The organism is Micrococcus sp. LASM2_SD2 (assembly GCF_057364565.1).
This window is the reverse complement of the sequence record NZ_JBNFOB010000152.1, coordinates 1-5,770: the sequence shown is the minus strand read 5'-3', so window position 1 is coordinate 5,770 and position 5,770 is coordinate 1. Positions and strand designations below refer to the sequence as shown.

Annotated in this window: 6 protein-coding genes and 1 pseudogene; 6 read left to right on the top strand and 1 reads right to left on the bottom strand. The window is 72.4% G+C overall.

Annotation, left to right across the window (positions count from 1 at the left end):
* The coding region (locus tag AC2W7A_RS08595; RefSeq protein WP_485990994.1) for a hypothetical protein at positions 1 to 210 on the bottom strand (210 nt) is incomplete at its 3' end.
* A 187-nt stretch (positions 211 to 397) separates the two neighbouring features.
* Between AC2W7A_RS08595 and mihF the strand changes: the two genes are divergently transcribed.
* From mihF to AC2W7A_RS08565, 6 genes and pseudogenes are all read left to right on the top strand, one after another.
* On the top strand, positions 398 to 712 hold the full coding sequence (mihF, locus tag AC2W7A_RS08590; protein ID WP_485990993.1) for an integration host factor, actinobacterial type: 315 nt from the start codon (positions 398 to 400) through the stop codon (positions 710 to 712).
* Positions 713 to 814: 102 nt separating this feature from the next.
* Positions 815 to 1,432 carry a guanylate kinase gene (gmk, locus tag AC2W7A_RS08585; RefSeq protein ID WP_485990996.1) on the top strand — a complete coding sequence of 206 codons (618 nt, stop codon included), beginning with the start codon at positions 815 to 817 and terminating at the stop codon, positions 1,430 to 1,432.
* Between the two features lie 89 nt (positions 1,433 to 1,521).
* Positions 1,522 to 1,923, top strand: a complete 402-nt coding sequence (rpoZ, locus tag AC2W7A_RS08580) for a DNA-directed RNA polymerase subunit omega (protein ID WP_485990995.1) — start codon at positions 1,522 to 1,524, stop codon at positions 1,921 to 1,923.
* 4 nt (positions 1,924 to 1,927) lie between these two features.
* Positions 1,928 to 3,271, top strand: coding sequence for a bifunctional phosphopantothenoylcysteine decarboxylase/phosphopantothenate synthase (locus AC2W7A_RS08575; RefSeq protein WP_485990992.1), 1,344 nt, complete (start codon positions 1,928 to 1,930; stop codon positions 3,269 to 3,271).
* A 30-nt stretch (positions 3,272 to 3,301) separates the two neighbouring features.
* Positions 3,302 to 4,557, top strand: a pseudogene (gene metK, locus AC2W7A_RS08570) (methionine adenosyltransferase).
* A 108-nt stretch (positions 4,558 to 4,665) separates the two neighbouring features.
* Positions 4,666 to 5,770, top strand: a 1,105-nt coding sequence (locus AC2W7A_RS08565; RefSeq protein ID WP_485990991.1) for a primosomal protein N' family DNA-binding protein, incomplete at its 3' end; no start/stop codon positions are given.

Genomic DNA, 5,770 nt, shown 5'->3' with positions numbered 1-5,770 from the left:
GCTGGTCTCGGCGCCACGGTGGCGGACCGCGCGCGTGAGCTGGGGATCGACCTGGCCGCCGTCCGCGGTGCGCTCCTGGCCCCCGGCTACGGCGCCCAGGGCGCCGACCGCGGCCGGTATGCGGGCCGGATTCGCGGACGCGTGGTCGGCAGTGCTCGCCACCAGCTCACGGGGCATCCTGCAGGCGGGGCCGTCCTTCGCGGGACTCACCGAGACGCTCCGTCGGAACCTGGCTGACCTGGAAGGATGATCTCCGCGTTGGGGGGTGCGTGACCGGCGATGTGACCGATGATATTTTTCGGTTCGACACCGGACTCATGCCCGACCTGACCCACAGTGACGCTCAGGTTCTGCATGGACCTGACACAGTCACAGAGTGACGGAAGAGAGGTTGACCATGGCACTGCGCGAACTCAGCGTCGAGGAGCGGGCCGAGGCGCGAGAGAAGGCCCTGCGTGCCCGTCAGCAGCGGGCGGAGCTGAAAAGCGACTTCGCCGCCGGCAGGATCTCCCTCCAGGAGGTCTTCGAGCAGGCCGATGCCGACCCGGCCGTGGGCCGGCTGCGCACCGTGGACCTGATCCAGTCCCTGCCGGGCGTCGGCGAGGTCCGTGCCCAGCGCGTCATGGAGGTCTGCGGGATCTCCCCGGTCCGTCGCCTCAAGGGCGTCGGACGCCGCCAGCGCGAGGCGCTGATCGCGTACATCGGCCGCTGAGCCGCGCACGTCCCCGCAACGCCCGCACGGCGGGTCGGGGACCGGCGGCCGTCGACGCTGCCACCGCCACGAAGGAGCCCCACGGTGACCGACCCCTCGTCCCTGCCGCAGCCCCCCGCGGTCCCCGGACCCCGCCCGAGCCGGAAGGACCCGCTGACGGGTCCGGGCGTGACCGTGCTCGCCGGTCCCACCGCCGTGGGCAAGGGCACCGTCTCCGCCTACATCCGGGACCACTACCCGGACGTGTGGCTCTCGGTCTCGGCCACCACCCGCGACGCCCGTCCGGGGGAGGAGGACGGTGTCCACTACTTCTTCGTCACCGCTGAGGAGTTCGACGAGCTGGTGGCCGGGGACCAGATGCTCGAATGGGCCGTGGTGCACGGGGTCAACCGCTACGGCACCCGCCGCGACCGCGTCCAGGAGGCGGTGGCCGCCGGCAGGCACGTGCTGCTGGAGATCGACCTGCAGGGCGCGCGCCAGGTGCGCGAGTCGATGCCGGAGGCTACGTTCGTCTTCCTGGCGCCGCCGAGCTGGGACGAGCTGGTCAGCCGCCTGACCGGCCGCGGCACGGAGTCGGCGGAGGAACAGCGCCGCCGCCTCGAAACCGCTAGACTGGAGCTCGCCGCCGAGCCCGAGTTCGACGCCGTGGTCGTGAACGACCGCGTCGAGCACGCCGCCGAGGAGCTGGTCCGCCTGATGGGACTGGACCCGTGCGCCTGAGACGACGCCCCTCACCGGGCGGCCCCGGCTCGCCCGAAGACCGCATGCGCCCCGCGCGCATCCACGCCCGCAACGACTGGAGAACATCCGTGACCGATCAGTACGACGGCATCGTCAACCCGCCCATCGACTCCCTGCTGGAGCGGGTGGACTCCAAGTACGCCCTGGTGCTCTTCGCCGCGAAGCGCGCCCGTCAGATCAACGCCTACTACTCGCAGCTGCACGAGGGTCTGTTCGAGTACGTCGGCCCGCTGGTGGACACCGAGCTGAACGAGAAGCCGCTGTCCATCTCCCTGCGCGAGGTTCAGGCCGACCTGCTGGTGTCCCGCGAGGCCACGGCCGAGCCGGATGTGGAGGACTTCTCCGGCGAGGAGTTCGGCGACTTCACGCTCCCGGGCGAGGAGGACCCGTTCGGCACCGCCGAGCCCGCCGAGGACGCGGTGTCCGAGGAGGCGACTACGGCGGACTCCGAGGGCTCCGAGGACGCCTGATCCCATGCGCATCGTCCTCGGCGTCGGCGGTGGGATTGCCGCCTACAAGGCGGCCTCGCTGCTGCGCCTCATGACGGAGGCGGGCCACGAGGTCACCGTGGTGCCCACCGCCCATGCCGAGGACTTCGTGGGCCGTGCCACCTGGGAGGCCCTCTCCGGCCGTCCGGTGAGCACCGACACGTTCGATGACGTCGACCAGGTCCGCCACGTGCGCCTGGGGCGAGAGGCCGAGCTGGTCGTCGTCGCCCCCGCCACGGCCGACCTGATCGCCCGCACCGCCGCCGGCATGGCCCCGGACCTGCTGGGCAACGTGCTGCTGACCGCCACCTGCCCCGTCCTGGTGGCCCCGGCGATGCACACCGAGATGTGGCTGCATCCGGCCACCCGGGAGAACGTGGCCGCCCTGCGCCGCCACGGCGTCACGGTGCTGGACCCGGCGGTCGCCGTCTCACCGGGAAGGACTCCGGGCCCGGCCGGCTCCCCGAGCCCGAGGCCATCTGGGCCGCGGCGCAGGATCTCGCCGCGGACGCCCCGGCCCACTCCCCGCGGCCGCGCCGTCTCGGCGGGGACCACGACGACGTCATCCGCCTCCGTCTCTCCCGTCACCGACGGCTCCCGTCCCCGCCCCGGAATCCCCGGTGCCGAGGGCACCGGAGGTGCACGGCCGTCGTCGGGAGGGCTGGCCGGACGCCGCGTGGTGATCACCGGCGGCGGCACCCGCGAGCCGTTGGACCCGGTCCGCTACCTAGGCAACCGGTCCTCGGGGAAGCAGGCCGTGGCCCTGGCCGAGAAGGCCCTGGCCGCCGGCGCGCAGGTCACCCTGATCGCCGCCGCCATGACCGCCGAGCCGCCGTCAGGCGCCGAGGTGGTGCACGTCGAGTCCACGCAGGAGCTGCTGGAGGCGGTGCTGGAGCACGCCGCCGGGGCGGACGTGCTCATCATGGCCGCCGCGGTCGCGGACTTCCGGCCGACCGACGTGGCCGAGACCAAGATCAAGAAGGGCGACGACGGCTCCTCGCCGACCATCACGCTCGAGCGCACCCCGGATGTGCTGGCCACCGCCGTGCAGGAGCGGGCCGCCGGCCGGGACATACCCGGACTCATCGTCGGGTTCGCGGCGGAGACGGGGGACGGGGAGTCCTCGGTGCTGGAGTACGCCCAGGCGAAGCTGGCGCGCAAGGGCTGCGAGATGCTCGTGGTCAACGACGTCGCCGCCGGAAAGGTCTTCGGCAGGGACGAGACCGAGGTGACCGTCCTCTTCGCCGACGGCCGCGAGCCGGTGTCCCGGGCCGGGGACAAGACGGACTCCGCCGCCCTCGTCGTGGAGCAGATCACCGGCGCGCTCTAGCGTGTCCGCGCGGATACTAGAATCGTCCGCATGACCGACTCCACCTCCACCTCGTCCGCGCACGCCCCCTACCGCGGAGTCAGCGGCGGCGAGCTTCGCCTGTTCACGTCCGAGTCCGTGACCGCCGGCCACCCGGACAAGATCTGCGACCAGATCTCGGACGCCATCCTGGACGCCCTGCTGGCCGCGGACCCCTCGGCGAAGGTGGCCGTGGAGACCCTCACCACCACCGGGCTGGTCCAGGTCGCCGGCGAGGTCAACACCAGCGCCTACGTGGAGATCCCGCAGATCGTCCGCAGGACGATCCTGGACATCGGCTACGACTCCTCCGCCAACGGCTTCGACGGCGCCCAGTGCGGCGTGAACATCTCGATCGGACAGCAGTCCTCGGACATCCACACCGGCGTCATGACCTCGCTCGAGACCCGCGAGTACGGCTCGGCGGACGCGGTGGACGTCCAGGGCGCCGGGGACCAGGGCATCATGTTCGGCTACGCCACGAACGAGACCCCCACCCTGATGCCGATGCCCATCTACCTGGCCCACCGGCTCTCCGCCCGCCTGACCGAGGTGCGCAGGATGGTGGACTCGCCGATGCCGTACCTGCTGCCGGACGGCAAGACGCAGGTGACCATCGGCTACGACGCCGAGCACCGCGCCAAGACCATCGAGACCGTCGTGGTCTCCACCCAGCACCATGACGTGGTGGACCAGCCGACCTCCGGAGGGACGTGGAGGAGCACGTGATCCGTCCGGTCATCGAGGCCGCCGGACTGGACGTCTCGAAGACCCGGATCATCATCAACCCGGGCGGCAAGTTCGTCATCGGCGGCCCGGTGGGCGACGCCGGGCTGACCGGCCGCAAGATCATCGTGGACACGTACGGAGGCATGGCCCGCCACGGCGGTGGCGCCTTCTCCGGCAAGGACCCGTCCAAGGTGGACCGCTCCGCCGCCTACGCCATGCGTTGGGTGGCCAAGAACGTCGTCGCCGCGGGCCTGGCGGACCGTGCCGAGTTCCAGGTGGCCTACGCCATCGGCTCCGCCCGCCCCGTGGGTCTCTACGTGGACACCTTCGGCACGAACAAGGTCCCCGAGTCCGCGATCATCGACGCCGTGAACGAGGTCTTCGACCTGCGTCCCCTGGCGATCGTCAACGAGCTGAACCTGCTGCGGCCGATCTACAAGAAGACCGCCTCCAACGGCCACTTCGGCCATGAGGACGCGGACTTCACGTGGGAGCGCCTGGACCGCGTGGACCGGCTGCGCGCCGCCGCCGGCCTCTGACGGGGGTCCGCCATCAGCGAGGCCCTCTTCGCCCTCCCCGAGCCTGAAGAGCGCTCCGCCCTCCCGGAGTGGGCGGAGGGCTGGCCCGAGCTGCCGGTGGCGAAGGTGGTGCTGGACTCCGCGGTCCCGCACCTGGACCGCGAGTTCGACTACCTCGTTCCGCCTTCCCTGGACGAGCAGGGCGTCCCCGGCTCCCGGGTGACCGTGCGCTTCGGCGGCCGCGACCTCACCGGGTGGCTGATCGAGCGGGTGGCCGAGCCGGCCACCGGCGCGCAGCTGGTGCCGCTGCGCACCGTGGTCACGCGGATCCCTCCGCTGAGCCCGGCCGTGCTCGAACTGGCCCGGGCCGTGGCCGTGCGCCAGGCCGGGATGCTCTCGGACGTGCTGCGGGTCGCCGTGCCCCCGCGTGTGGCGCAGGTGGAGAGGGAGATCCTGGCCGAACCGGAGCTCGACGCGCCCCTGGACCTCACGCAGGGGGAACCGGCGTCGGACGGCCAAAAGTCCCATGAACCCCGTGAGCCCCAGGATGTGCAGGTGGACGCCGATCAGGCGGACCTGGGCGGCGTCGTCGGGAATCCGGTGCTGTCCCGGCTGGAGGGCGGGCACGCCTTCGTGGCGGCCGTCTGTGCCGGTGACGCCCCGCGCGCGGCCGCGGTGATGCCCTCCCGGGTGGGGGAGTGGGACGAGGCCGCCGTGTTCGCCGACCTGGCCAAGACCGTGGCGGCCACCGGCCGGTCGGTGGTGCTCGTGGTGCCGGACCAGCGAGACCTCACGCGCCTGTGCGCGGCTTTGGACGCCGCCGTCGGCGAGCACGCCTACGCCAGGCTCACCGCCGAGGACGGCAACACCCCGCGGTACCGGGCGCATCTGCGGCTGCTGACCGGCCGGTCGCGGATCGCTGTGGGGACCCGCTCGGCGATCTGGGCACCCGTCGAGGACCTGGGGCTGATCGCGGTCTGGGACGAGGGGGACGACGCCCTCGCCGAGCCGCGTGCGCCCTATCAGCACGTGCGGGAGGTGGCGCTCGAGCGGGCCCGCCGGGAGGGTGCCGGCGTGCTGTTCGCCGGGCTGGGACGCACCGCCGCCCTCCAGCGGCTGGTGGACGCCGGCTGGGTTGCAGCATCCTGCAGGTGGAGCGGGCCGAGCAGCGCCGCCTCGCCCCGCGCGTGCTGTCCACCGCGGACTCGTGGGGAGTCCGCCCGAGACCCGTTTC